We start from the raw sequence: 26,687 nt of genomic DNA on the forward strand, positions 1-26,687 counted from the left end.
ATTTCATACACTATATTCTACAATAATGATCCATAACGTTATCATAATGTATATTTTCACATAAAAAACATAACCTATTTCATGTCTAATCATTTTATATGTGTTTTTTTAAAGAATTTTCTTTTTATTTAAACTTTTCGTTAGACGTTTGACCTCTGATGTCCATTATGATAAGTTACTTAAGATGTTATATTCGTAAACGTATAGACAACTGGTTTATACACTTTTTTTACTATGAGGAAGGAGCTTACACTGCATGAATCTTTTATGGGGAATTGGCGGCGTGATTGGAGTATTAGCAATTGCTTTCTTACTATCTTCCAACCGCAAAGCTATTAATTGGCGCACAATTTTAATCGCGCTAGCATTACAAATGTCATTTTCATTTATCGTATTACGATGGGATGCCGGAAAAGCAGGTTTAAAACACGCTGCAGATGGCGTTCAAGGATTAATTAATTTTTCTTACGAGGGAATTAAGTTCGTTGCTGGGGATTTAGTCAACGCAAAAGGCCCTTGGGGATTTGTTTTCTTCATTCAAGCACTACTTCCAATCGTATTTATTAGTTCATTAGTTGCAATCTTATATCATTTCGGTATTATGCAGAAATTTGTCAGTGTCGTTGGTGGCGCATTAAGTAAACTTCTTGGAACTTCTAAAGCAGAAAGTTTAAACTCAGTAACAACTGTATTTTTAGGACAAACTGAAGCTCCAATCTTAATCAAACCTTACTTAACACGTTTAACAAACAGTGAATTCTTCGCTATTATGGTAAGCGGTATGACAGCTGTTGCCGGATCAGTTCTTGTCGGCTATGCAGCAATGGGTATTCCGTTAGAACACTTATTAGCAGCAGCAATTATGGCAGCTCCATCAAGTTTATTAATTGCGAAACTAATTATGCCAGAAACAGAACAAGTAGATAATAACGTTGAACTTTCTACAGAACGTGAAGATGCAAACGTTATTGACGCAGCGGCACGTGGTGCATCTGAAGGTATGCAACTTGTTATTAACGTAGCAGCAATGTTAATGGCTTTCATCGCATTAATCGCTTTATTAAATGGTCTATTAGGATTAATTGGCTCTCTGTTCCATATTAAACTTAGCCTTGATTTAATCTTCGGTTACTTATTATCACCATTTGCAATCTTAATCGGGGTTTCTCCTGGTGAAGCTGTACAAGCAGCAAGCTTTATCGGTCAAAAACTTGCAATCAACGAATTCGTTGCATATGCAAACTTAGGACCACACATGGCAGAGTTCTCTGCAAAAACAAATTTAATTTTAACATTCGCAATCTGTGGATTCGCAAACTTCTCTTCTATCGCAATTCAGTTAGGTGTAACAGGAACGCTAGCTCCTACTCGCCGTAAACAAATTGCACAATTAGGGATTAAAGCAGTTATCGCTGGTACACTAGCGAACTTCTTAAATGCAGCAGTTGCAGGTATGATGTTCCTATAAATAACAAAAAGTCCCCTCTTTTCTAAAGAGGGGACTTTTTGTTATTTATTTTTTCGATACATATTAAATACTTTATGCTTAAATATAAGAACATTATGATACAATAATTAGTAAGTCTGTTTATTTTTTCTTGCAAAAGAGAGATACTACTTGTTGTTGCTCTCTCTAAAAGAATCTAGCCATCCGGTCTATTTCTTAATAATTGTGCATACTACAAGTATCCTTGCATGAATTACCTTTAAGGAGGAAAGTTTTGTGAAAAATAACTTCTATAAAGTCCTCTCTATGTGGATTTTACAAATTTTATTTTATTTTACAACTGTACATGTAACGCAATATGAGCATGCTCTCATTTTTACAATTATATATGTAATTGTTAATGTACTATTTCTATTTTTGGCTGATAAAATTGCCTTTGTTTTCTTCATATTAGGAACCATTATTTCGGTGTTCTACCTATTCTACCAAGCATGGCTTTACTTATGGAGTACATCAGAACAATGGGAATACATTATTACCCACTTCCTAATGGCAGCAAACTTCTTCATCGTATATATCTCAACTCATTTATTAAAGAAGGTTATTCATGAAAATAAAGAATTAACCGAACGTGTGAGAACGTTAGAACAATACATTGGAGAATCAAAATTATTAACAAGACAAGAATTCGAAAGACGACAAGCATTATTAATAAATGCAATGAATCGTCGTAATGAAACAGGCCTTATGATTTATTTTGACTTCACTCCCTTTAGTAAATATACGAAGGAAAGTGTTATGGACCGTGTAGCTTCATTATTAGTTGAAACGGTAAGGGCTGACTTTGACCTTGTTGCTGAATATGATAACAACACATTAGTCATTTTATTACAAAATACAAATGAAGCTGGTGCCGATATTGTAATGAACCGCCTACAGCCTAAAATGGAAAAATGGCTTGCAGCTGAGGCAATTCAAGAAATTAAGATTAAACGAGAACAAATCGCTACAAAAGGACCGACAGTATTATGATGACACTCGTTATACTCCTTTTATTCCTCCTGTTTTGCGTACTTGTTTTTTGGATCAGCATCACATTTTCAATTAAATATGTACTTATTTTTACAGCCTTTCTGTTCTCTGGCTTACTCGTTTACTATTCTTTCTTAACACTTGCGGGCTTAGTTCACCGAAATAGAAAACGAAAAGATCGTACGCTAGAACATTATCCAAGCGTCGACATTTTAATACCCGCCCACAATGAAGGTGTCGTTATTAAAGATACTTTAGAGGCGATGGCGAAGATTGAATATCCAGGCAAACTAACTATTTATTTATTAAACGATAACTCTCAAGATGAGACACCTGAAATTGGTGACGATTTCGATAAAGCTTATGCTCATATTCGTCACATTCGTGTACCGGCGGGTGAACCAAAAGGGAAATCGCGTGTATTAAACTATGGTCTTAGTATTTCAGATGGTGAATACTTTTGTGTGTATGATGCAGATAACCAGCCTGAACCACATGCACTGCGAATGCTTGTAGAACACGCTGAAACAACCGAGGATGCTGTTGGAGCTGTCGGTCACGTTCGTACTGTAAATGAAAAAAGAAACTGGCTAACACGAATGATTTCGTTAGAATTTCAAATCTTCCAGCTCCTTATGCAATCCGGACGCTGGTTACTATTCCAAACAGGTTCACTAACAGGAACAAACATGCTTCTTCGCCGCTCTGCATTAGAAGAGCTTGGCGGTTATGACCCGTATGCAATTGCAGAAGACGCTGAATTAACATTACGAATTACACAAAAAGGCTATCTCTTGCCAATCGTTCCAGAATCGATTACATGGGAACAAGAACCTGAGCATTTAAAAATCCTTATTAAGCAGCGTACACGTTGGCTCCAAGGGAACTTGTATATTTTAGAAAAAATGTTTTCTTCCTTAAGTTTCTTTAAAGGAAAACTTCTCGTCCATTCCTTACAACAAGTTTTAGTGTATGTTGTATTTTGGCTATTCTTAATCATTTCGAACGTTTGGTTTGTAATTGGGTTACTCGGGATATTCCAAATTCAATATAGCATTCCGCTACTATTTATGTGGTATGTCGCATATATTACATATGTTTCTCAATTATTTAGTGCCCAGAGTGTGGAACGAACCTTTACACCCACTAATATTTTTATTAGTGTTATCATGTACTTTACGTACGCACAGCTCTTTACGTACTTATTCATTCGTAGCTTAATTTTATACTTACGTGCAAAGAGCAAGAAACAAGTCATTGGCTGGGATAAAACAGTTCGATTCAAAAAAGATAAATAATAAAAATAAGCACAGAGCGCCGTATGCTCTGTGCTTATTTATTGCCGTATAAATTATATATCAGACAATACCCCTTAGCTGAAAGTAATTTCACGTCCATCCCCCAACGAACGATTGACCTTCATTTATATACGAAAAAGTGATTGCTATTTTTGTAGAACCAATTGCTTCTCTAGCTGTTCTTTGCGCGTTTCAGTCTTAGGTTCCGTGCTTTCTTGGACACTACGATGTGCCACACGTTTCAAACAAATATGCTTCCACTTTCTTTCGTAACGTTTCATTATTCTAGATGTCCCCCTTGAATGCGCTTTAAAACTATTTGAAATCGCTTACAGGAAATAATATAGCACATATACATAAACGTGACAACACATTTCCGACAATTTTTTGTCAAAAATATGAATAGAATTTACAAATTATCGGAATTTGTCGAAACGTATCGATTTTCCTTTGCATAAAAGGCATACTACTTATATAGTAAAGTATTTTATTTCCCTGACTTGCTGTTAAAGTTCCTTCTATATAAAAAAGAGCTGATACATAATCAGCTCTTTTTCCTTCTATTATTTATGACGCTTCATACGCCCTTCTTTTTGTAACTCTTTAAATAATGCTGCCATCATAAAGAAAATAACGAATACGAATGGGAATGCTGCTATGATAGCTGCCGTTTGTAAGGCTTCTAATCCACCTACATATAATAAGATAGAAGCTAACGCTGCTAAAACGATACCCCAAACCATTTTAATGCGGTTTGGTGGATTTAAACTACCATGTGTCGTTAACATCCCTAAAACGAATGTCGCAGAGTCTGCAGATGTAATAAAGAATGTAGAAATCAGAAGAATTGCTAGAACAGATAAAGCTGATCCAAAGCTTCCCATCTGATCAAACATAGCGAATAATCCTACTTCTGTTCCCATCTCTTTCACTTTTTCAAAGATATGTGCATCACCAAACAACTCCATATGAATACCAGTCCCGCCGAAAACAGAGAACCAAAGCGCACCGATTACAGTCGGTACGAGTAACACACCGATAACAAACTCACGAATGGTACGTCCTCGTGAAACACGAGCAATAAACGTACCTACGAATGGTGACCATGCAATCCACCATGCCCAATAGAAAATTGTCCACGACTGAATCCATTGGTTTCCGCCTTCATCTAATGGACTTAAACGGAAGCTCATGCTTGGCAATTCCTGAAGATAAGAACCGATTGTTGAAGTGAAGTAATTCATAATAAAGTTTGTTGGACCTGCAAATAATACAATAATCATAAGTGCAAACGCCAAAATAATATTCGCATTACTTAAATATTTAATTCCTTTATCAAGACCTGTTTGCGCAGATAACATGAAAAGAACGGTTACGATTGCAATAATAACTAACTGTGTCGGCAATGAATTCGGAATAGATGTTAAATAACTAACACCACCAGCAATTTGTTTCGCACCAAGACCTAATGATGTTGCAACACCAAACACAGTTGCGAAAACAGCTAACACATCAAATGAATGAGCAATACGCCCATGTTCCCCGCCTTTAAATAACGGACCTACTGTCGCACTAATCGTACTTGCTTTTCCTTTTCTAAAAGTAAAGTAAGCAATACACAGCGCTACAAATGCATATAGTCCCCACGGATGTAATCCCCAATGGAAAAATGAAAAGCGTAGTGCAAGACGCGCACTTTCCTCAGTTGCACCTTCTCCAAATGGAGGTGCGTACAAATGGTTTAACGGTTCGGCAACGCCCCAGAAAACTAAGCCGATACCCATACCAGCGCTAAATAGCATAGCAAACCATGTCATATAACTATAATCAGGCTCATCATCATCTTTACCTAAACGAATAGAACCGTATTTCGAAACAATTAAAAAGATAGACACACCTAATATAATAGAAACAGAAATAATATAGAACCATCCAAACTTACTAACTAATGCAGTTTGAATTGCGGTTGTTACATTTCCTAGGCTACCTTTTCCAATAATAGATTCGGGAATAATCCCCCAAATTGTAAATGCAATACATAATGTTAATGAAACGATGAATGTTTTTGTCAGTTTCCTCATCAAATCCCCCTTCGTAGGTTTCACTTTTGTAAATAACATCAATTCCGATATGTAAAATCGGATAGAAAACTATGATTTTTGCGGTGATTTTCTTACTTTCACCTTCACCAATTCGAATTCTTATGGACAGCCTTACCTTCCGTATAACCTTTTTACTCTGCAAGAGCTACAAGATCGAAATACTGCTGTCAAATTGTGCGAGAAAAATGCGGATGGGAATGTGTTTTCCCAAAAAAGGATGTGTTACAGATGTAAAAAAGGGCATTTTTCTTCCTTGCAACCCTTTCTGTTTGTAACAATTATGCGGTTTTTTTGCTAGTATATAGCACGTGTTTATAGTTTCACAAACAAAATGTTTATGTTTATATAACTATATTACCCATAAAACGGTAAAATACTCAAGGAATGTAATCGTTTAGTAAACATCATGTAACACTCCTGTAATATTTTTATTTACGCCGAAAACAATATGTTGTATTAAATATTTTGAATATAAGTAGAAACCTAATAATCATATGGAATGAAAAACGCTTTCCTATATTTTTTGTTATATTACAGGATGTTAACGACTTATTACGAATGGTTTGTAATTGTGTGTTTTCCCGAAATCCGAAAAAATCTGTTGCTATAATGAGGACACGAAAACAAACGCAATGGAGGCTATCATGAAAAAATTAATTGGAATAGCAACAGCAGCAGTTTTTGGTCTTGGGATTTTCACATCATCTGCTAATGCAGAAACTGTTGTAACAACAGACGTACTAAATGTACGCGAAAACCCTACTACGGAATCAAAAGTTGTCGGTAAATTACTAAACGGTAATAAAATAGATGTTCAAAATACAGAGAACGGATGGTCAAAAATCACTTTAGATGGTAAAGACGCATTCGTAAGTTCAGAGTTTACAAAAAGCATCTACTATGTAACAGCTAACGTATTAAACGTACGTGCTGAAGCGAACACAGACTCAGAAATTCTTGGGACGCTTACGAAAGACGATATGATCGAAACAACGAACCAAGTACAAAATGAGTGGTTACAATTCGAATATAACGGGAAAACAGCTTATGTTCACGTTCCTTTCTTAACAGGTACAGCACCTGTTATTGAGAAACAAGAACAACCTGCTCCTGCTAAAACTGTAGCACCAGCTAAAGCGCAAGCAAAACCAGCTGCTAAGCCTGCTGTGAAAGCTGCTGAAACTAGCGAACCTTCTAATGGTCGTGAGTTAACAGTTGTAGCTACAGCATATACAGCTCACCCAAGCGAAAACGGTGGCACATACGGCGGCCGTGTATTAACTGCAATGGGTCATGACTTAACAGCGAACCCAAACATGAAAATGATTGCTGTTGACCCGAAAGTAATCCCATTAGGATCTAAAGTATGGGTTGAAGGTTACGGAGAAGCTATCGCTGGAGATACTGGCGGTGCAATTAAAGGTAACCGTATCGACATCCTACTTGGATCAGATAGTGCTGCTCAAAAATGGGGACGCAAAACTGTTAAAGTGAAAATTTTAAAATAACCAATGACTGCTAAAGCCGGTTCTCTTTGTTGAGAGCTGGCTTTTATTTTTTTATAATAGCTATAAGGAGGTTATGTCCATGAATGTACAAGCAAAAGTAGACTGGATCGGTACACCAAAACCGTATATATATAAAGATGAAGTAACATACGATGCTACTTCCATTGACTTTTCACTCGCTGGTGATGACAATCGATATAAATTAATTGTGCTCAGCTCTGAAGAAAATACACATTACAAAATTGTCCAATATGGAATCAAACCCGGCTCACAAAAGCCATTTCCTATCGACATTCCATTCGAACAAAATATGTTACCAATCGTAGAACAAATATTACATGATCCATATGTGCAAGCGATATTAAAGGAAACGCGCTCATAATTGTAAAAAAGGATATCATCTAGCTGGTTTTTTTGGCTAAGTGATATCCTTTTTGTTTTCTCTTCTTGAACACGAGATATAAACTACAAAAAGATGCCGTTCAAAAATATTGAAAAACACCTTTCCATTTCCATTCACAGTTACAATATGATAATGTAAATTTCATTTTTTCTGTTTTGGGCATTTTTTGTTTATAATGGTAAAGGAAAGAAATATGTGTACGGAGGAATATTATGCTGCAACACTCAATTACGAAAGATGAAATTATGATGATTGCGAATGAGTTCGTCCAAGGACTAGATCCACAGCAAACAGCTGATCAGGAACATGTCGCTACAGCTCGGCACCTATATCGTAGTGGTTTTGTCTACAACGTTGACTTTGATGGTTATACGCTATCAGGAACTGTAGATGCTACAGGCAGCGTATATAGCGTCCATATCCCGATTCGTAACGTCGCTGAAAGCTATTGCGATTGCTTCGCACCAACACAATGTGAGCATATGCTTGCTGTGTTACTATCTGCAGCATCTAGTTTCGGGCAAGTAGGAGATGTATTAACTTTATTTAAAAATAATACGAAACCTTCCCTTCCTCCTATTCGAACTGCAAGACAAGTATTGCAATCATCAGCTTTTGAAGAAACGGATTATAAAAGTTGGCAATCATATTTTGATAACGAATATGAATCATTTAAAAAAGAACAAGCTCGGCTTACTTATAAACAAATGTATTTTCTTATGAGTATTTTTACGGACTTCTATACGAAACTCGAGCGGAAGGCTCCGCGCATTGTTGCGATACATGAGTTGTTTAGGCTACACGCAGCGCTTTATTGCTTTCAAAAATTACTAGAAGAGATTCAGGACTTCGAAGCAAATAAAACGTATTCTTATCACCAGCCTGTTAACGTCGTTCGCTTATTTGTAGATAAAGTGGAATCCATCGTTCGGGACTTACAATCAGAAGCGATTCCTTCAGAGTCTGAAGCAATTTTGCAAGAAACAGCTCGTCTCGTTCACGAAGTCTTCTTCTCCACCGACGCCTATACACAAGAGAGATTTTTTATTTATCGTCACATATGGAGTGAACTCTTACAAAAGAAAGAGCAACTACAAGAAGAAGAAAAGCGAATCGATACGAAAATCAATCCACTTTCCAAAGCATTAGCATCTTCTCATCTACTCTTTTTAAATGACGAAGACCTATTAGCGATGGATTTACTTAAGAAACAACCTGCTTCTGTTGTAAGTCTATACTTCTATTGGTTAGAAGAGCTATTAAATACAATGCAGTGGGATCGTGCGAAAAACTGGCTTTCCTTTACGTATAAGCAAGTGAAGAAAACGATACATGAGCATGAAAATACAATTTTCATAAAAGATATCGTTCGCTTATTTGTCATCATGTATGAAACGTATGCAACCCATACAAATGAACAAGCCGGACTCGAAATGATTTTGCAAGAGCTATTACCATATAGTTTCGCAAACTATGAGCAATACGTACTCGCGAAAAAGCAATATCGTACATGGGCAGAACTTCAGCTCTTACATGGATTTGAAGCCATTGAACTTTTGAAAGAGCCTCTGAAAGATATTGAAAAGGAAGCACCAGAAGCGGCCCTTCCTCTTTATCACCTTGCTGCTACTGAGGCCATTGAAGAGCGAAATCGTAAATCATATAGACGCGCAGTTCGTTACTTAAAGAAATTACGTACATTATATAAACGATTGAAGCGTACCGATGAATGGGATGCTTTCATTATTCACACCGCAAACTTACATTCACGTCTGCGTGCACTACAAGAGGAATTACGGAAAGGAAAATTAATCGATGATCAATCAAACTGAAGTAACAATTAGGCTCCAGCACGTTAGTCAAGGTTGGTTCCTTTGGGGAGAAGATGACAGCGGTACTCCATTATCCGTAACAAGTTGGAAACGAAATGCATTTACATGGCACTCCACTTCCTTCTACGGCACGTTTCTAAAAGAAGCGACCTTTGAAGGAAAACAAGGTGTTATGCTAACAAACGCACAAGCATTTGAATACATCGCTAATAAACCGATGAACTCCTTTGCCCATATTCAAATGAACGGCCCTATTACAGCACTTACGGAAGATGCGAACGAATTATGGGATGCCTTCATCAGCGGTAGCTTCGTACCTGATATGGAGCGTTGGTCTCAGCAACCATCTTGGAAAGTTCAAAATACCCCAATCGAAGATGACACATTGGCATCTCTTTTCTCGACTGCGGTAAATGAAAGCATATTACAAGATAACCGTTCAAATGATGGATGGGAAGATGCCAAGAGACTTTATGAACATTACGACTTTACGAAAAGACAATTGGATGCAGCACTACATGAAGAAGATTGGCTTCGCAAAATTGGTTACATTGAAGATGACCTTCCCTTTACAATCGGACTACGGCTACAAGAACCGCAAGAAGAATTTGAAATGTGGAAGCTTGAAACAATTGTTACACCAAAGCGCGGGGCACATCGCATATATGTATATGAGAGTATCGATTCTTTACCAAAGCGATGGCACGATTATGAAGAACGTATTCTAGAAACACAAGAAGGCTTCAGTAAGCTCGTACCGTGGTTAAAAGAAGACGAGATGTTCCGAAGTGAACTCTTTGAAACAGAAGCGTGGAACTTCTTAACGGAAGCAAGTAACGAATTACTCGCCGCAGGTATTACGATTTTACTACCATCATGGTGGCAAAATTTAAAAGCAACAAAACCAAAATTACGTGTACAGCTGAAGCAAAATGCTACGCAAACGCAATCTTTCTTTGGCATGAATACGCTTGTTAATTTTGACTGGCGCATTTCAACGAACGGCATTGATTTATCCGAAAGCGAATTTTTCGAACTCGTTGAACAAAACAAACGGTTATTCAATATAAATGGTCAATGGATGAGACTGGATCCAGCCTTTATTGAAGAAGTACGAAAACTCATGAACCGTGCCGATAAATATGGACTCGAAATGAAAGATGTCCTTCAGCAACATTTATCAAACACTGCTGAGGCAGAAATTGTAGAAGAAGATAGTCCATTTACCGATATTGAAATCGAGCTAGATGGATATTATGAAGAGCTATTCCAAAAACTATTGCACATTGGAGATATTCCAAAAGTAGATGTCCCTTCTGCACTAAACGCAACACTCCGTCCGTATCAACAACATGGCATTGAGTGGTTATTATATTTAAGAAAGCTTGGATTCGGAGCATTATTAGCTGACGACATGGGACTTGGGAAAAGTATTCAAACGATCACTTACTTACTATATATAAAAGAGAACAATCTCCAAACAGGCCCTGCCTTAATCGTGGCACCGACATCTGTTCTTGGAAATTGGCAAAAAGAATTTGAGCGTTTCGCACCAAATTTACGTGTTCAGTTACATTATGGAAGTAACCGAGCGAAAGGCGAATCATTTAAAGACTTCCTTCAATCAGCAGATGTTATATTAACATCTTATGCATTAGCTCAGCTTGATGAAGAAGAACTGAGTACGTTATGCTGGGATGCTGTTATTTTGGATGAAGCACAAAATATTAAAAACCCACATACGAAACAGTCGAAGGCAGTACGAAACTTGCCAGCAAATCACAAAATCGCTTTAACCGGTACACCGATGGAAAACCGACTTGCCGAGCTTTGGTCTATTTTCGACTTCATTAATCATGGATATCTCGGCAGCTTAGGACAATTCCAACGCCGCTTCGTCTCACCAATTGAAAAAGACCGTGACGAAGGAAAAATCCAACAAGTTCAACGTTTTATCTCGCCGTTTTTACTGCGTCGTACGAAGAAAGATCAAACCGTCGCATTAAACTTACCAGATAAACAAGAACAGAAAGCTTACTGCCCACTTACTGGTGAACAAGCTTCCTTATATGAACAACTTGTTCAAGATACATTGCAAAATGTAGAAGGATTAAGCGGGATTGAAAGACGCGGATTTATATTACTCATGCTGAACAAGCTCAAACAAATTTGTAATCACCCTGCTCTTTATTTAAAAGAAACAGAACCAAAAGACATCATCGAACGTTCCATGAAAACGAGTACGCTAATGGAACTCATTGAAAATATAAAAGATCAAAATGAAAGTTGTTTAATCTTCACACAATACATCGGTATGGGGAACATGCTAAAAGATGTGTTAGAAGAACATTTCGGTCAGCGCGTTCTCTTCTTAAACGGTAGTGTACCGAAGAAAGAACGAGACAAAATGATCGAGCAGTTCCAAAACGGAACGTATGACATTTTCATCTTATCGTTAAAAGCAGGTGGAACTGGCTTAAACTTAACCGCTGCCAACCATGTCATTCACTACGACCGTTGGTGGAATCCAGCTGTAGAAAATCAAGCAACAGACCGTGCATATCGCATTGGTCAAAAACGCTTCGTTCACGTTCATAAGCTTATTACAACGGGGACACTCGAAGAAAAAATTGATGAAATGTTAGAAAGAAAACAATCATTAAATAACGCCGTCATTACAACCGATAGTTGGATGACCGAACTATCTACAGATGAACTAAAAGAATTGCTTGGTGTATGAGAAAAAGGAGCTAATCTCAAAAGATTAGCTCCTTTTTCTATTCCAAAACCAATTGCTTATTATAATTCCTGTTAATCCACCGCACGTATCCAGTAATGAATCTTGCCACATCGGTGTACGGTCTCCCGTAAACCATTGATGAATTTCATCAAATGTTGCATATCCCGCAACGAAAAGAAGAGCGTATATAAAGCACCGCTTTCTCGAATAACCCGATCGATGAAAAGCATAATACGTCAATGAACCAAGCATAAAGAACACCATAAAATGAGCTCCTTTACGAAGGAAAAACTCAACAAATCCGCCTACACCTTTATTTGCAATGCTAACAGGTGTACCACCGCCATAATCGATAGATACCCATGAGAAATGCTCTTTCACAAACTCCACATTTACATATTGTTCAATATCCGAACGCATATCCTGCTTTTTATATGGTTGTGCCGAGGAATAGAAAATCAACCCCATCCATAGTAAAACAGGAATCCAAAATAACCATTTACGATTCATTCTTCCGAAACCCCTCTCTTAGTCTTTTAAGCGTACCAAAAAAAAGAATAAATTTCACGCCAAAACATGACATTTGCACTCTATTTATAAAGTGAAAGGGGGTGATAAACATGGCAGTCGAAACAATCGTAATGGACTTAACTTTACGTCTTGTCTTAAACAGTGGATTAGATAAGAACGGCAAAACAGTTTTTAAGCACAAACAATTTAAGCGTGTTAAAACAAACGCAAACTTAGAACAAGTACAAAACGTAGCACGTGCTCTTGCTTCTGTACAAGCATCACCGCTTCACGCTATACAACTTGTTAGCACATCGGATCTTTCTAACCTATAAGGTGAAACTTTAATCAGCGCCAATCGGCCCTGCCTAACTGGATAAAAAAAGGAGGAAATAACATATGCAAGTACTAGAATTAATTTTCGCAAAAGAAGATGGAAAAACAGTTGTTTTTTCTATCGAAAAACCTATCACACCCGTCGATGCACAAGTCGTAGATCAAGTAATGGATACGATTCTTGCCTCATCTGTATTTTCATCAATTAATGATACTACTCGAAAAAAAGGAGCCCGTCTTGTAGAAAGGAATGTATCTGAAGTTCCCATTACTCTATAAATGAAAAAGACGAATCTGCATCATTTTGCAGATTCGTCTTTTTTCTTCGGCATTTCAATCGGAATAAAGATTTTTGAAAAACCGACGCATACATATTTATAGTGTTCTCCACCTATATCAAACTCGGTCGTATATGTTGAGAAGAAAATATAATCACTTCGCTTTGTATAATTCTCGATTAATAATCCAACTTGTGGCTCAACATATTTTTTCGCCAACTTCTTACCAGCCGATGCTAAATCGCCAAGGAGACCCTCTTCATTTTCCTTTTGAACTTCGTCTAGCTTCTTACTTACATCATTACGTTTCATAAACTGCTTTGCTGCCCAATCCGTATATTCACCTTTACTCGGATTACTATTTGCTAAATATACTAGAAGAACAACAACTAGAGCCATAATAATATACTTTTTCTTCATACTATCTCACCGCCTACTCTTTTCTATTTTCATATATATGTACAAGCGATGCAAATTAGAAAGACTATCATCTATTGATTGTAAACGAATAGCCAAAATTTACAATATGAAACAGAATATTAACAATTAATTTACTTAATTCGTATATAATTATATTGAGAATTACTATCATTTATAAAGGGGGAATCAAATTTATGAATGACGAAAATGATATTATTATTTCTAATTCTACAATGATGTTAGAGCCATACAAGCACCCTCAATATCAAACAAAGATTATCGAAAGTAGCGGGAACCATCTTTACTCCTGTCAAACTGCTCTCCAACTCATCAAACAATCTTGTCTAACCAATGTTCACTCTACTTATCAAGGCAGACGGAAAGCAGTTCAAACAAACTTTCATTTCAAACAAAATGTCCCAATTCCAATTAATCATCGAGAATATATTTGTGCTTTCCCGACAGAATCTCCTTCTTCTCCAAACTGTATATGGCTGTTTTATAACCATATAGATGACATAGAGTTTTTCAAAAAGAGTAAAAAAGCTAACATTCATTTTTCAAATGGTACTACTACAACAATACATATCAGTCCCCATAGGCTAAAACAACAATTATTAAAGGCTGGATACGTATTATCACGTATGAACATGCAAGATTCACTACAATTTAAAAACCTCTTACTACATTTACTACCTTAACATAATAAGTAGAATGGAAAGCAATATCCCTTGCCTTCCATTCTTATGATAATATTTACCCTCTTAAACTACTTCGCATTTTCTCAAGTGCTTGCCGATACATCCACCTCACTTGATAATAGGTCATTTCCATCTCGCTAGCGATTTCACCCATCGTTTTCCCTACAAAAAATCGTTCAAAAATAATGTACTTTTCCTTCTCATCTAACACACTCATAAAATCCTTCGCTTTCATTTCAATATCTTCAAAATGGAAGATATCCTCATACTCTCCTACATATACACACTTTTCTTGCACCGCAAACTCTTTCTTCAACCTTTCTAATATATAACCACGCACCGTTACAACTGCATATGCTGGGAAACTTCCTTTCTCCGCATCAAATCTTTCATACGCATACCAAAGACCAATTAAACCACATTGATAATACTCTTCATGATCTTGATAAATACCTAATTTCTTTATTTGATTCACAATCATACCTTCATACAAAACAACCGCCTCTTTAAAAGTAGCTGGTTTCACACAGTACCCACTTCTAAAAGGTATACCTCTTTGTTATTCCGCCGGTACCTCCACAATATAAAAATAAAGAAGCGATTTCACTGTGAGTAATTTCAAATACTACCGCCGAAATTTGAAATTACATGAAATAGAATTTGAAATTTTGCTGGTTGTATTTGAAATAAGGGTAAAAATAAAAAAGGTGACTCTTGGAAGAGCCACCTTTTAATCCAATCATATTATGCACCAAAACTGTTTCCTAAACCTTTTAGAAAACCTAACCCTATCGTTAAAATAAAGAAAATTACAATTAAAATTGTCGTTTTTTTCTTACTTAAACCTGCCACAATATGTAACCCTAATCCTGTTAAAATTAAACTCCAAATATTAAAAATCTCAATTGAAGATGCAATGCCGTTTAAAACTGTCCCTTTTTCAAATAAAGGGGCTAAACTCGTATAAGTATCCGTTCCATTTCCATCGAAAATCAAACCTAATCCTACATTTAACAAGCTCCCAATGTAGAAAACAAGATTAGCGTATAGGTAAATAGATAATATCTTCATGTAAGGAGTATCATTGCCCATTAACATCATAATTACTTTATAGAAACCTGCTGCAATAAAGAGACCGATAGGTGTTCCAAATAATCCGAAAAGTGCCCCGCCACCAAGTGCAAACCATTTTATCATCTGCCCATCTTGGCCATTTATTTCTTTTGCCACTTCTGGTGTATTAACCACTGATAAATAAAATACCGCAGCTGTCGTAACCGTCCCAATTAGAATAAATAAGATAAACGCTACCCAGACCGGACTTTTCGTCTTCATTCTCTCAAACTGTTCACCTGGAGATGTAATCATCCCTAATAACGATGGCTTTTTAGAACCTACATCTTGCGTATTAATATTCGTTTCCATTATAACGCTCCCTTATTTATACTGGCATATTCGGTAAGAATGCCGCAATTAACATAACAATTGCTGCTAAGAATAAAGCTTTAATGATGAATAAAACGATAATTGGAATCGCTGCTTTCACTTTACTTACTCCCGCTGTAATTTGCAGTCCTAACCAAATTAAAACGATATTCCATAAATAAAATACTTCAATCGAACTCCCTATTCCATAAGCAACTGAACCTTCTTCAAATAGTGGTCCTAAGCTTGTATATGCAGTTGGTGCAACACCTAAAATGAAAGCGATAATACCATTAATAAATCCACCAATAATAACAACAATGTTCGCATATACAATAATCGTTACTAATTTTTTATAAGAGGTATCATTCCCATAGAACATCATAAACACTTTATAAATAGCTGCAACAACGAATGTTGCCAGCATACCACCTATAGTACCCGACACAATGCCAGAAATAACATCGGATGTCAGTGAACTCTGTCCTGCGAATTCACCTAGTTCTTTTTTCACTTTCACCATCTCAGGTGACGTATTCGTAACGTATGTAGTAAAAGCACTTAACAGCCCTTGTAATAGCGCCATTAAGAAGAACATACCCCAAACTTTCTCGCTCGTCTTCATTCTCTCAAACTGTAAACCAGGAGAAGTAATCATTCCAAACAATGATGGCTTCTCTCCGCCAGCTTTTTGTGTATTCAAATTCGCCTCCATTATAACGCCTCCTTCTATTTATATAACCCGTTCTAACGGGCGGTTCACTTCCTCTTATGAGGCTACGAACCGCCCACTAGAACGGTAATGTGTAGTAGAGAGCCCCCTCTCTACTACACTGCTAACTTATTCATAACGTAATGCTTCAATTGGATCTAATTTAGCAGCTTTATTCGCCGGAATTAATCCGAAAATAATACCGAGTGTCATAGAGAATAGTACGCCTCCAACGACAACTTCCCACGAAACGAGTGGTGGCCATTTCGCAAATGTGGAAACGATATAGGCCCCGCCATATCCAAGACCAATTCCGATTAAACCACCTAGAAGCGTTAACATAACTGCTTCAATTAAAAACTGTAATAAAATTTTACTACGTGTTGCCCCAAGTGCTTTACGTATCCCAATTTCGCGCGTACGCTCTGTTACAGATACGAGCATAATGTTCATAACACCAATACCACCAACGACTAACGAAATACCAGCGATACCGCCGATGATCATCGTCATGATGCTAGTGACTTTAGAAACATTTTCTTGTAATTCTTTTAAATTCACCAGTTCATATTTACCTGGAATTTCACTTGGCTTACGACTATTTAATACATCAACAGCTTGTTTCCCAGCTGCTTCTAAATCGTCTACATTTTTAGCTTGAATTGCGATATTTTGAATATCATCTGTTCCGAATAAAACTGGCCATAATGTAAGGGGGATTAACGCTTCTTCCATTTCAAATCCCATAAACTCATTATCAGATGTATACACACCAATAATTTGCATCGGTTGCCCCTTCATCTCAATAATTTGTCCAACTGGGTTTACATCCTTAAATAACGTCTCTTCTGTTTTTGTACTAATCATCACAACGTTATTTGCATGAGAAATATCTGATTCACCTAAAGTACGTCCCTTTACGACCTTTACTTTATTAACCGCAAAGTATTCATTATCAAGACCAATAACATTCAAATTTGCTTTTTTATCATTTACATCCAATATCTCTGTTGTCGAATTTGTCGTAATAACATGTGAAACATCTTTCACTTGTTTTACTTCCATAATATCCTCTTCTGTTAACTTCGGTATTTCAAATCCGCCTATAGCAAACTCATCATTCATATCTGGTTTAAATTGAATTGGCATAAGGTTATTACCACCAGAACCCGCGAATTTCGACTTCAGCATCGCTTCTCCGCCTTGCCCAATCGCAACGACAGTAATAATAGAACCAACGCCGATAATAATACCGAGCATCGTAAGAGCTGAACGCAGTTTATGAGCTAAAATAGAAGATAGGGCAATTTTTATACTATCTAGTAAGCTCATACCGCACACCTTCTATCTTCTGTAATTTTCCCATCTCGCAGTACAATGCGGCGGGAAGAATACGCTGCTACTTCCTCTTCATGCGTAACCATAACAATCGTTGTACCTTCTGCATTAAGCTTCGTGAAAATATTCATAACTTGCTCACCAGACTTCGTATCAAGCGCACCAGTTGGCTCATCGGCCATAATGAACGTTGGATTATTCGCAATCGATCTTGCAATCGCTACACGCTGCTTCTGTCCACCTGATAACTCATTCGGCAGATGATGAACCCTATCTGACAAACCAACTTTACCAAGCGCTTCTAGAGCCCTTTGACGACGCTCTGCTTTCTTCACGCCACCGTATACGAGCGGAAGTTCAACATTTTCTACTGCTGAAAGACGCGGCAGCAAATTAAAGTGCTGAAACACAAAGCCAATATATTCATTACGAATTAAAGCAAGCTTTGACTCATCTGCTGTTAAGATATTCACATCATTCAGCATATATTCGCCTTCTGTTGGACGATCTAAACAACCGATAATATTCATAAGCGTTGATTTACCAGAACCAGAAGGTCCCATAATCGAAACGAACTCACCACTTTGAATCGTTAAACTAATATCATGTAAGATCGGCACTGCTAATTTCCCTTGATAATACGTTTTAGCAATATTATTTAACGTAATCATTTCTCTTTCACTTCCATTCCGTCATACACATCGTCGGAAGGATTTTTAACCACCTTTTGCCCCACTGTTACGCCTTCAGTAATTTCTGTCCAGTCTCCATCAGTAGAACCTTTTTTCACATTTTGTTTACGAAGCTTTCCTTTATCCTCAACATAAACAAATGCATCATCGTCTTTTTCCACAATGCTCTTAGTTGGAACAGCAATCATCGTCTTATTCTCTAAATTTACTTGCAGAGAAACGTGATAACCTGGAGATAAACCATCTTGACTATCAAGACTTGCTTTATATGTATATTGGGACATATTCTGAGTCGCTTCCCCCATACCGCCTGCTTGAGCCATCTCTGCACTCGTTGGGAATTCACTTACTTCTGTAATCTTACCTGTCCACTTCTTCTTACTATTTGCTTTCGCAGTAACAGTAAATGTTTGATCTGGTTGAATTTGTGACTTCTGAAGCTCAGTTAACGTCCCTTGCACTTGGAATGGATCTTTAGACGCCACTTGTAAAAATGCTTTCCCTTGACCACCTAACGCTTGAGATGAACTTTGCGCCGCATCTTTATCTAACTTTTGAACGACACCAGTAAAATTACTATAAATCGTAAGCTCTTTCTGCTTTTTACTTAATTCTTCTTTCTGCAACTTCCCTTTTTCTTTCTCAAGATCAGTTGTCTTTTGCGCCATCTCTAACTCACTTACTTGCTCGTCCATCGGATCCGTTACTTCTTTCCCAGCTCCGCTATCCTTTGCCTTCTTAATTTCTTTCTTCAACGAATCAATTTTCTTCTTTCCTTGATCATAACGCATGTCCGCCATCTTCTGATCAAGCTCAGCTTGCTTCATTTGCAAGTTAATCTCTTCATTATCATAAGAGAATAACTTCGTACCTTTCTCTACCTCTTGTCCTTCTTTCACTGCAATATCTTTCACTTTTCCTTTAGTCGGATCCGCATAGAAACTTTCAATATTACCTGGTTTTACCTGACCAGAAATTAATTTCGTATTATTAAGCTTTCGCTCCGTTACCTTCTCAAAGCTCACAGCATCAGCAGATGTTGATGCTCCTTTCTTCTTGCCTTGCATAATAAAAATATTAACTGCTGCTACAATAACAATTAGTGCAATGACCCCGATAATAATCCATTTCTTCTTCTTGTTTGGAGTACGAACCGTATTTGGTATCATTTTCTCGCTCCCTTTATAACTTAATAGTTTAATATAAAAAATGTATAAAACTTTCTGAAAATAAATTACATATTATTACATTCTTTTTACAAAGTTTTACACATCCATTTATATTGTAACAAAAATTCCAATGATTAGAAATATGACATATTGTCTTTTAAGATAGATTTAAGGAAAGATTATATTAATATAAGAAAAGCCATCCAACATGATAATTGGATAGCTTTTCGAACAAAATATTATGCAGCTTTAGGAGCGTTTCTCTCATGTCCACGTTGAACGATGAACAAGAAGATTGTTGATAAAATTGCACCTGTTAATAGTAAGATGAAGCAACCGTCCCAGCCAGAACGATCAACAATAACACCGATTGCTGCGTTTGCTACAAGACTTCCGCCTACATAACCGAACAGACCACACATACCAACTGTCGTACCTACTGCAAATTTCGGTACTAATTCCATCGCACTTAAACCGATTAAGAACTGTGGTACATAAATTAAACAACCGATAATAGAAACTGCAATACTTACAACAAGTATGCTAGTTGCTTGCCAATATACAAACGTACCAATAACAACTCCGACCATACTAATGATACATAATGGCATACGTTTTCCTTTAAATAATTTATCACTTAAAAGACCAACGATTAATGAACTTGGAATTGCCATACCTTCAAAGATTGCGTATGCCGCATGTGCTTCATTTTTTGAGAAACCTTTAACTGTCGTTAAATAAAGTGGAACCCAGTTAATAACACCGAAGCGAATTAAATACACAAATGCATTCGCAATACATAAGAACCATACAAATTTATTCTTTACTACGTATTTCATTAAAATTTCTTTTGGTGACATCTTGTTAGCATGATCTGCTTTTTCAAGATTTTCATAGTCATTACGATACTCATCAATTGGAGGAAGACCTTCTGATTCTGGTGTATCCTTCGCATTAATCCAAACAAGAACTGAAATTACCATTGCGATAATCGCAGGGAAAATAAACACGCCGCCTTGCCAATGATTTTCACCAAAAATAGCTACACCAATTCCGACAAGTGGTGGCACAAGCATCCCGCCAACGTTATGTGAAATATTCCAAATACCTGTTTTCGTACCACGTTCTTTTTTTGAGAACCATTTTGTCATAACGATACTACAAGGTGGTGCTCCCATACCTTGTACAATACCATTTAGAACAAGTAGTGTAACAATCATTCCAAATGACGATGCAAAACCGAAACAAATATTTACAAGCCCTGATAAGAATAAACCGACTGCGATAAAGCGCTGGGCGAAAGCTTTATCTGATAAATTCCCCATAAAGAACTTACTAAACCCATAAACAATTGCCATGATTGAACCTAGTAGTCCAATTTCAGCTGTACTAAACCCATATTCTTGTACTAAATACGTACTAGATAACGTAAAGTTACTACGAACTAAATAATAAGCAGCATACCCAACTGAAATTCCCATCAATACACGGATACGTAGTAATCGATATACACGGTCGATCATATCCGCTGGCAATCTTTCAATTGCAGGTGCTGGCTTAAGCCATTTAAACATATATTTCCGTCTCCTTTTCTCACTTCTGAGAGAGACGCTGTCTATTCCATATCTCGATTATTCCACTATTTGATATATTTTTGTTTGTTCTTCTAACCGGCTGTCCTTCAATTTCTTTCTCGTTCTTCGTAAACATTGTTGGTACGCCAAACGAAACCTTTTCTAAAATGTGACCCGCTTCTTCTGATAAACAATAATCAATAAATAAATCCGCAATAATACCATTCGGTGCACGTTTTAGTTTCGAAATCGCATTAACAGATAATCCTGTTTGCTCCGGTACAATACTTACAATTGGAAAGCCTTGCTTTTGAAGCATTCTCTGATCTCCCATGAAATTGATGCCTATCATATACTCACCGCTCGCAACAAGCTCCACCGGTATGTAACCATTCACCGTTACTTCACCAACTTGTCCTGCGAGATTCTTAACATATTCCTTCGCTTCCTCTTCACCTACCGTATCAATAAGTGATTGAAAAAACGTATATGCTGTTCCTGATACATTTGGATCTGGCATCACAATCTTTCCCTTATATACTGGATTTAATAAATCTTGCCACCTTGATGGATAAGGAAGTCCGAGCGGTGCTATTTCTTCATTCCACCGCTCTTTATTGATCGCAATTGCCAGTTTCTCCACTTCATAACCGTACCAATAACCGTCTTTATCTTTAACAGTTTTTGAAATACGATTCGCATGCTGACTCGTAACAGGAATAGATAGATTTTTTTGCTTCATCATTTGATGCGCGTCTACCGTACCGCCAATAATAATATCCGCTTTCGGATTTCCAGCTTCCTCTTCTACCCTCCGAAGAAGCTCTTCTGTCGAAAGACGAATAAATTCATACGTACAACCGCGTGGTTTACAAAATGATGAAAGCAAAGCTTCACCAACTTCCTCACGAGCTGCTACATACGCAACAAGATGACGATTCTCCAAAATAGGGAGACCACTTTTATTATATTTAATAGAGGTTGTATCTCGAGAGCAACTAGACATCGCTCCTCCAATTACTAGCAAAAAGAAGAAAAAGGCTATCTTTCTCATGACACATTCTCCTTTACAAATAAATTTGCGAGGGAGCTTTTCATATACATGACATTCCCATTATTATCACCGAGATATTGCACAACAAAGTACGATGGATATACAGAAATAGTAAGAATGTCTTCTCGCTCATTCTTTATACGCTTCCCTGTTTTATAAGCGGTAATATAAGCAATCGGTTCATTCTGTGATTGTAATAATTTCTGTATTTCTCCGTAATCTGTAATTTGCTTTGCGTACCGAATCGAATCAAGTATGTGCGTAAGACTCATCGCACGTTCTACATCACCTTGGCGCACTATGACATCCTGCGCTGACGCAAAAAAATCACTAATACGCTCTGGTGTGTAATACAGGCTTAATAAATACGTTTGAAATGCTGAAATCATTGGATCCGTACCATTCTTTCCATACATATCAGCCCCGTACTGGAACAAGTCACCTACTGCAAAAGTACGTTTATGTCCATTCAAGTACGTTACTTCTCCAGTAAATACTTGTTCTTGACTCTTAGCTTCTCTCGGTTCTATTTGAATTCGGTCAAAGAATGAAACAATCGTATGCAAACGAACTTCATCCGTTATAACAATTTCTCCCCACTTTTCATGCCTAACCTTCATTTCAGTAGGTAGGGATTCATTCACCCTTTGTAAAACAGTTTGTTTGTCATTCACTATTGTGATTCGATTGTATATTTGCTTCTCCATCACATAAAACAAAATAAGAGAAACAATTATACAAAGGACAAACATAAGAATTTGAAATGATAGCCTTTTCATTTCTGCCTACCTCCAAGATAAAAAAACGTTGTTTCGAAAATACCGCATAATTGTTTCATAAATGTATCATTTAACCGCTTTCAAGTTTTTTATGTCTTCCATCCGTCTCGGAAGCAAGAATGTAATAAATATTGTAGTACCAACATCTTCACTACTCTCAATTCGCATACTTCCGCCCTGCTTATTCATAATCTCCTGACAAATATACAAGCCGTAACCATTCCCGTAACTAGAAGGAAGTACCTTCCCTTCTGGCGATTCATTCCACTCTGCAAGCACACCTTCATCTATACCAATGCCATCATCATGAACAAAAACCTTCGCCTCACGTTCATTTACAATTACATTCATACGAATTTGCGTAGCATCGCTATATTTTATCGCATTATCAAGCACGTTTAAGAAGATTTGTTTCGTCTTATCAAAATCCGCAACAACATGTACATCTGTTAACTCATTTATCACTTCAATCTCAAATTTCTGCAGGCGAGGTTTCACAATTGAAACTGCTTCTTCTGCTAATTCCTTTATATTCACAACTGTAGGTGACACTTCAAACGTACTCGTCCCGTACTTTGAAGACTTCAGTAATTCCTCCACAAGTGATAATAAACGCTCACTCTCTACAGCTACATAACGCAGGCTTTCCTGTACATCTTCCTTCGCCTTTAACTTCGGAATTAAATCCACATAGCCAATAATTGCCGTTAGCGGCGTTTTTAGCTCATGCGTAATACGGTCTAAGAAATCTTTCTGCTTCTCTTTCTCCTCTTTCAATTGCTTAATATGCAATTCAATTCCATCAGCCATCGCATTAAAAGATGCTGAAAGCTGAGCAATTTCCACATATTCATTTAGCTCAATCTTGCTTTTATAATCCCCATTCGCAAGCCGCTTTGCCATTTGTCTTAACTGATCAATCGGCTTATGCAGAGACTTCGCCAAACGAATTGCAAAGAAAATACCCGCAGCTACGAGGCAAAGAGACGTCATTAAAAACGTCCAACCGACATTTGTTAAAACTTCCTTCTCACCCGTTAACTCATTTATAAAACGAACACTTCCAATGACATCGTTTCCATAATACACTGGGCTTGAAAACAAAAGAATTGGAGCTGGGTCTCCCTCTTCAAAAACATACGATTTCTTCCCCTTCAAAGAACTCGCAATATCGATATTCCGATGAAGAAGTGCTCCCTTTTGCGTATCCGCCACAACATCTCCATTCTTCCCAATCATCTGTACACGTACATCCATACGCTTCGCTAAATACGAAGCAATTAAAAGCGAATTCGGACCGAGCGTCTCGACCTCTGCTTCCTTCTCTAAATAATTCATCGTATAAATTTGTGCTTCTACACTTAACTTCTCTAAAGAATTCGCCGCGTTATGATACATATTCTTTTCTAACGTAATATAAACAACTGCGTACAAAAGAACAAAAATCGGGATTAACAGTCCAACTATTCCAAACACCATATTTCTCTTTAAAGACATACCATCACCACTTAACAATCCAGTTTATAGCCGACGCCATAAATTGTCTTAATATATTCCCCGCTATTCCCTAGCTTCTTCCGCAGTCTTTGCACCATAATATCAACCGCTCTCGTATTTCCGATATACTCAAATCCCCATACTTTCTCAAGTAACTCATCTCTCATAAATACACGCTGCGGATTGGAAACAAACAACTGACATAAATTAAACTCTCGGTACGTTAACTGAATTTCTTGTCCACTAACATGCACTTTTCTTTCCTTAGGACAAATCGTTATCTCACCCGCCCCAATCACTTCATGACTTACCGTTACCTCTGTCTTCTTCACACGCCGCGTCATATTCTTGACCCGAAGAATAAGCTCCGCATAATTAAACGGCTTCGTCACATAATCATCTGCACCAAGCTGCAAGCCAAGCAATTTATCATTCATCTGACTCTTCGCAGTTAACATCAGTACTGGAATATCCCTATTCTTCTCACGGAACAAACGAAGCAACTCATACCCATCTGTATCTGGAAGCATAACATCCAAAATCAATACATCCGGCCCTTCATTCCATTTCTCTAAAGCTTCTCTTCCATCAGCCGCCGTGAGCACTTCATACCCTTCCATCTCCAACTGCATCCGAATCAAATTACGAATACTCGATTCATCATCAACTACAAGTATTTTCATTATTTTCCTCCTTCCATCCTGTCTTATAGTACAGTTTAGTATAGCAAAAATCCTATAAAAAAAGAGAGGGTATTGTCGAACATATGTTGAACGACAATACCCTCTCTTTCACTTATTATATTTTATTTAGCATACCCATTAGGTTGCTTCTGATGCCAATTCCAAGCATGCTCAATGATTGTCTTCACATTTACATACTGAGGATCCCATCCTAACTTCTCTTTCGCCTTCTGAGAAGAAGCAACTAAACGTGCTGGATCTCCCGCACGACGCGGCGCAACTTCAGCAGGAATTTCATGATTTGTAACTTCGCGAACTGCATCAACGATTTCTTTTACGCTGAAACCATTACCATTTCCTAAGTTATAGAAATCACTCTCTCCGCCGTTCTGTAGGTCTTTAAGCCCTAAGAAGTGAGCTGCCACTAAATCTTCAACGTGAATATAATCACGGATACAAGTACCATCTGGTGTATTATAATCCTCACCAAACATCATAATCTTCTCACGTTGACCTAACGCCACTTGCAGTACAAGAGGAATTAAATGCGTCTCTGGACGGTGATCTTCCCCAATAATACCATTTGGAGTTGCACCAGCCACGTTAAAGTATCTGAAAATCTTATAACGTAAATTAGAAGCTTGGCTATACCAATGAAGCATCTTCTCGATTGCTAACTTCGTTTCTCCATACGTATTCGTTGGATTTGTCATCGTTTCCTCAGTAATAAGGTCTACATCTACCTCACCATACGTTGCCGCAGTAGAAGAGAAAATAAACTTATCTACCTTAAACTCATCCATTACCTCTAATAAGCAAAGTGCACCATACACATTGTTATTATAATATTGAAGAGGCTTCTCCATACTAACTCCAACTAAAGAATCAGCTGCAAAATGCATAACAGCCTCAATATTTTCTTGTGTAAAAACATCTCTTAAAAATGCTTTATCACGAAGGTCGCCATTATAAAACTTCGCACCTTCCGTAATTGCATCTTCATGACCAGTTTGTAAGTTATCTACTACTACTACAGATAAACCTTCGTCTACTAATTTTTTCACAGCGTGAGAACCGATATAACCAGCTCCACCGCAGATTAGAATTGAATTCATTGTCTTCCTCCTACATATATTAGGATTTCTTACTCACTCTCT

The 26,687-nt window shown here is 37.3% G+C and carries 25 protein-coding genes; 10 read left to right on the forward strand and 15 right to left on the reverse strand.

Features of this window, described 5'->3' with window-relative positions; all coding sequences use genetic code 11:
• Positions 1-256: 256 nt before the first annotated feature.
• The 3 genes from MHB74_RS25860 (at position 257) to MHB74_RS25870 (ending at position 3,777) form a co-directional block, all read left to right on the forward strand.
• Complete coding sequence (locus MHB74_RS25860; RefSeq protein WP_061679365.1) at positions 257-1,468, forward strand: NupC/NupG family nucleoside CNT transporter; 1,212 nt, start codon at positions 257-259, stop codon at positions 1,466-1,468.
• Between the two features lie 255 nt (positions 1,469-1,723).
• Positions 1,724-2,479, forward strand: coding sequence for a diguanylate cyclase (locus tag MHB74_RS25865; RefSeq protein ID WP_061679366.1), 756 nt, complete (start codon positions 1,724-1,726; stop codon positions 2,477-2,479).
• The gene (locus MHB74_RS25870) at positions 2,476-3,777 is read left to right on the forward strand and encodes a glycosyltransferase family 2 protein (RefSeq protein ID WP_061679367.1); all 1,302 of its coding nucleotides are present in this window, start codon (positions 2,476-2,478) and stop codon (positions 3,775-3,777) included. The genes MHB74_RS25865 and MHB74_RS25870 overlap by 4 nt, the downstream gene beginning before the upstream one ends.
• Before the next feature lie 563 nt (positions 3,778-4,340).
• Here MHB74_RS25870 and opuD read toward each other — a convergent pair.
• Positions 4,341-5,858, reverse strand: a complete 1,518-nt coding sequence (gene opuD, locus MHB74_RS25875; protein WP_061679369.1) for a glycine betaine transporter OpuD — start codon at positions 5,856-5,858, stop codon at positions 4,341-4,343.
• Between the two features lie 665 nt (positions 5,859-6,523).
• Between opuD and MHB74_RS25880 the strand changes: the two genes are divergently transcribed.
• The 4 genes from MHB74_RS25880 to MHB74_RS25895 all read left to right on the forward strand — a co-directional run bounded on the left by MHB74_RS25880 (position 6,524) and on the right by MHB74_RS25895 (position 12,362).
• Entirely contained in the window at positions 6,524-7,387 is an 864-nt protein-coding gene (locus MHB74_RS25880) for a cell wall-binding protein EntA (protein WP_061679370.1), read from the forward strand.
• A 79-nt stretch (positions 7,388-7,466) separates the two neighbouring features.
• Positions 7,467-7,769 (forward strand): DUF3910 family protein, encoded by a 303-nt coding sequence (locus MHB74_RS25885; protein WP_061679371.1) that lies wholly within the window; start codon positions 7,467-7,469, stop codon positions 7,767-7,769.
• A 233-nt stretch (positions 7,770-8,002) separates the two neighbouring features.
• Positions 8,003-9,622, forward strand: coding sequence for an SWIM zinc finger family protein (locus MHB74_RS25890; protein WP_061679372.1), 1,620 nt, complete (start codon positions 8,003-8,005; stop codon positions 9,620-9,622).
• Complete coding sequence (locus tag MHB74_RS25895; protein WP_061679373.1) at positions 9,606-12,362, forward strand: DEAD/DEAH box helicase; 2,757 nt, start codon at positions 9,606-9,608, stop codon at positions 12,360-12,362. The genes MHB74_RS25890 and MHB74_RS25895 overlap by 17 nt, the downstream gene beginning before the upstream one ends.
• Positions 12,363-12,386: 24 nt before the next feature.
• Here the strand turns inward: MHB74_RS25895 and MHB74_RS25900 are convergent, their stop codons facing one another.
• Positions 12,387-12,872, reverse strand: coding sequence for a VanZ family protein (locus MHB74_RS25900; protein WP_016136054.1), 486 nt, complete (start codon positions 12,870-12,872; stop codon positions 12,387-12,389).
• A 110-nt stretch (positions 12,873-12,982) separates the two neighbouring features.
• Between MHB74_RS25900 and MHB74_RS25905 the strand changes: the two genes are divergently transcribed.
• Both MHB74_RS25905 and MHB74_RS25910 read left to right on the forward strand, forming a co-directional pair.
• Entirely contained in the window at positions 12,983-13,207 is a 225-nt protein-coding gene (locus MHB74_RS25905) for a DUF1659 domain-containing protein (RefSeq protein ID WP_061679374.1), read from the forward strand.
• Between the two features lie 64 nt (positions 13,208-13,271).
• Entirely contained in the window at positions 13,272-13,487 is a 216-nt protein-coding gene (locus MHB74_RS25910) for a DUF2922 domain-containing protein (RefSeq protein ID WP_061679375.1), read from the forward strand.
• A gap of 20 nt (positions 13,488-13,507) precedes the next feature.
• On the opposite strand, the gene MHB74_RS25915 is transcribed toward MHB74_RS25910, so the two are convergent.
• Positions 13,508-13,906: a DUF4359 domain-containing protein gene (locus MHB74_RS25915; RefSeq protein WP_000731404.1), complete on the reverse strand. Its 399-nt coding sequence runs from the start codon at positions 13,904-13,906 to the stop codon at positions 13,508-13,510.
• A gap of 194 nt (positions 13,907-14,100) precedes the next feature.
• Between MHB74_RS25915 and MHB74_RS25920 the strand changes: the two genes are divergently transcribed.
• Entirely contained in the window at positions 14,101-14,607 is a 507-nt protein-coding gene (locus MHB74_RS25920) for a competence protein ComK (RefSeq protein ID WP_061679376.1), read from the forward strand.
• Positions 14,608-14,662: 55 nt separating this feature from the next.
• On the opposite strand, the gene MHB74_RS25925 is transcribed toward MHB74_RS25920, so the two are convergent.
• The 12 genes from MHB74_RS25925 to galE form a co-directional block, all read right to left on the reverse strand.
• Positions 14,663-15,133, reverse strand: coding sequence for a sigma-70 family RNA polymerase sigma factor (locus MHB74_RS25925; protein ID WP_061679377.1), 471 nt, complete (start codon positions 15,131-15,133; stop codon positions 14,663-14,665).
• Between the two features lie 218 nt (positions 15,134-15,351).
• Complete coding sequence (locus tag MHB74_RS25930; protein WP_061679378.1) at positions 15,352-16,032, reverse strand: Yip1 family protein; 681 nt, start codon at positions 16,030-16,032, stop codon at positions 15,352-15,354.
• A 16-nt stretch (positions 16,033-16,048) separates the two neighbouring features.
• Positions 16,049-16,747: a Yip1 family protein gene (locus tag MHB74_RS25935; RefSeq protein WP_061679379.1), complete on the reverse strand. Its 699-nt coding sequence runs from the start codon at positions 16,745-16,747 to the stop codon at positions 16,049-16,051.
• 126 nt (positions 16,748-16,873) lie between these two features.
• Positions 16,874-18,076 carry an ABC transporter permease gene (locus MHB74_RS25940; RefSeq protein WP_061679380.1) on the reverse strand — a complete coding sequence of 401 codons (1,203 nt, stop codon included), beginning with the start codon at positions 18,074-18,076 and terminating at the stop codon, positions 16,874-16,876.
• Positions 18,073-18,753 (reverse strand): ABC transporter ATP-binding protein, encoded by a 681-nt coding sequence (locus MHB74_RS25945; RefSeq protein ID WP_048542605.1) that lies wholly within the window; start codon positions 18,751-18,753, stop codon positions 18,073-18,075. The genes MHB74_RS25940 and MHB74_RS25945 overlap by 4 nt, the downstream gene beginning before the upstream one ends.
• Positions 18,750-19,943, reverse strand: coding sequence for an efflux RND transporter periplasmic adaptor subunit (locus tag MHB74_RS25950; protein WP_061679381.1), 1,194 nt, complete (start codon positions 19,941-19,943; stop codon positions 18,750-18,752). Before MHB74_RS25950 ends, MHB74_RS25945 begins: the two co-directional genes overlap by 4 nt.
• Before the next feature lie 239 nt (positions 19,944-20,182).
• Positions 20,183-21,517, reverse strand: coding sequence for an MFS transporter (locus MHB74_RS25955; RefSeq protein ID WP_061679382.1), 1,335 nt, complete (start codon positions 21,515-21,517; stop codon positions 20,183-20,185).
• A 19-nt stretch (positions 21,518-21,536) separates the two neighbouring features.
• Positions 21,537-22,571: an ABC transporter substrate-binding protein gene (locus tag MHB74_RS25960; protein WP_061679383.1), complete on the reverse strand. Its 1,035-nt coding sequence runs from the start codon at positions 22,569-22,571 to the stop codon at positions 21,537-21,539.
• A complete protein-coding gene (locus tag MHB74_RS25965; RefSeq protein ID WP_061679384.1) occupies positions 22,568-23,350 on the reverse strand; it encodes a DUF3919 family protein in 783 nt (260 codons plus the stop codon). Before MHB74_RS25965 ends, MHB74_RS25960 begins: the two co-directional genes overlap by 4 nt.
• Positions 23,351-23,416: 66 nt before the next feature.
• Positions 23,417-24,847 carry a sensor histidine kinase gene (locus tag MHB74_RS25970; RefSeq protein ID WP_061679385.1) on the reverse strand — a complete coding sequence of 477 codons (1,431 nt, stop codon included), beginning with the start codon at positions 24,845-24,847 and terminating at the stop codon, positions 23,417-23,419.
• 11 nt (positions 24,848-24,858) lie between these two features.
• The gene (locus MHB74_RS25975) at positions 24,859-25,530 is read right to left on the reverse strand and encodes a response regulator transcription factor (protein WP_061679386.1); all 672 of its coding nucleotides are present in this window, start codon (positions 25,528-25,530) and stop codon (positions 24,859-24,861) included.
• Between the two features lie 122 nt (positions 25,531-25,652).
• Entirely contained in the window at positions 25,653-26,645 is a 993-nt protein-coding gene (gene galE / locus MHB74_RS25980) for a UDP-glucose 4-epimerase GalE (protein WP_061679387.1), read from the reverse strand.
• Between the last annotated feature and the right edge of the window lie 42 nt (positions 26,646-26,687).

Source organism: Bacillus sp. FSL K6-0069 (genome assembly GCF_038007785.1).
GTDB classification, from domain to species: Bacteria; Bacillota; Bacilli; order Bacillales; family Bacillaceae_G; genus Bacillus_A; species Bacillus_A mobilis.